This window comes from Geminicoccus flavidas, from assembly GCF_009806515.1.
GTDB lineage: Bacteria > Pseudomonadota > Alphaproteobacteria > Geminicoccales > Geminicoccaceae > Geminicoccus > Geminicoccus flavidus.
Genome location: NZ_WUJP01000486.1, coordinates 1 through 1,974, shown reverse-complemented (window position 1 = coordinate 1,974; position 1,974 = coordinate 1). Strand labels below are relative to the sequence as shown.

The 1,974-nt window shown below is 66.7% G+C and carries 1 protein-coding gene; it reads left to right on the top strand.

The annotated features are described in order from the left end of the window. The coding region (locus tag EQG76_RS13640) for a xanthine dehydrogenase family protein molybdopterin-binding subunit (RefSeq protein ID WP_159714210.1) at window positions 1-1,591 on the top strand (1,591 nt) is incomplete at its 5' end. Between the last annotated feature and the right edge of the window lie 383 nt (window positions 1,592-1,974).

The following is a 1,974-nucleotide window of genomic DNA, read 5'->3' as shown; positions in this document are numbered from 1 at the left end:
CGGCAAAGCACGCTATGCGATCGACCAGAAGGTCGACGGCATGTTGCACGCCGCCGTCCAGCACAGCCCGCGCCTCGGCGGCGAGCCGGGTGCGTTGGCAAATGAGGCGGACGTGCGCGCGATGCCCGGTGTCCACTCCGTTCACCGGCTGCCGGGTGCCGTCGCCGTGCTAGCCAATAGCTGGTGGCGCGCGCGGCGTGCGGTCGAGGCCTTGCAGGTGACCTGGAGCGCGCCAGCCGCCGGAACGGCGCATGCCATGCCGGCGGACTATTCCTCTGAGGCGCACATGGCGAAGCTGAAGGCGACGCCAGGGGAAGGCATCGCCTACGAGACTGTCGGGGATGCAGCGGGCGCCCTCCGCGGTGCCGAGCGCGTCGTGGAGGCGGCCTATGACGCGCCCTATCTGGCACATGGCCAGCTCGAGCCGCCCTCGGCGCTGGCGCGCTGGAACGAGGACGGAACCCTCGAACTGTGGATCCCCAACCAGGCGCCAGAGATGTTCCAGGCCGATGCCGCGAAGGTGGCGGGGATCGAGCCGGAAAAGGTCATCATCCACTCCCAGGTCCTTGGCGGCTTCTTCGGGCGGCATTTCCTCTACCAGACGGCCAATCCCTACCCGCAGGCCATCCTGCTCGCGAAGGCGGCGAGCCGGCCCGTCAAGCTCATCTGGAGCCGGGAGGAGGAATTCCTGCGCGACACGCTGAGGCCGATGAGCGCCGTGCGCTTCCGCGCCGGGCTCGATGCAGACGGCCTGCCGGTCGCCGTGGACGCGGTCGCCGTGGGAGAAGGTCCCACGGGCCGCTGGTTCGGCCGCCAGCCGGACAAGGTCGACAGCTCCGCGGTCGAGGGCATCGCTGGCAAGGTCTATGCGATTCCCAACCGGTGGGTCGGCCAGATTCACGTCGACGATCCGGCCATCATCGGCTTCTGGCGCTCGGTTGGGCATTCGATGAACGACTTCTTCTACGAGACGTTCTTCGACGAGATGGCCGACGCCGGCCGGCAGGATCCTTTCGCGTTGCGGCTGCGGCTTCTCGCGGATAGCCCGCGGCATCGCAACCTCCTGCAGGCGGTCGCCGATCTGGCGGGTGGATGGCGGCGCGGTCCCTTCACTGCGGCGGACGGCACAAAGAGGGCACGTGGCGTCGCGATGGCCTCGCCGTTTGGCAGCGAGGTGGCCACGATCGCCGAGGTGTCGCTGCGTGATGGCGCGGTCGTGGTCCACAACGTATGGGTGGCGATCGACCCGGGAAGCATCGTCAACCCGGCCGTCATCGAGGCGCAGGTGAACTCGGCGGTGGCACTCGGCCTGTCCTCGGCACTGCTGGAGGAAGTCGTCTATGTCGACGGCATGCCCCAGGCCCGCAACTTCGACGGCTATCCGATCCTGCCGCCCGAACAGATGCCGCGCGTGCATGTCCGCATCGTCGAGAGCGGCGCGCCGATGGGTGGCATCGGTGAGCCGGGCTTGCCAGGTGTGCCACCTGCGGTGGTCAACGCCGCTTCCGTGCTGACCGGCAAGCGCATCCGCAGTCTGCCCCTCTCAAAACTCGACCCGAATGGTGTGGAGGCAAAGGGCTTGGAAGGATGAAACATTCTGCCCTTGCCGCTCTCGCCCTCGTAGGGACTGCCTGGCGAAGGACCCCGTCCTTCGCCCGGGACGCAAATGCCGCTCGGGACAAGGACTGTTCCGCAGCAACGCGGGGCCTGCCATCAGATTGAGACACCCAGAAAGGGTGTCAGCCCTCTTCTGCAGAGCGTTGTCGGTCGTGCCGCCGGTACCATCGAAGTCTTCAAGTTTTCACCAGCCCCAATGGGACTCTGGCATAATATGAGCTTCTTAAGAGCGGCTTCGATAGCGTTCTAGGACGTGTTAGCTCCTGATGATTCTCCCCATCTGCGGCATGAACAGCGGATGGGATGGCGGATGACGGGGGTGCTGACGGATGGGCAGTGGGCGGTGCTGGCGCCGTT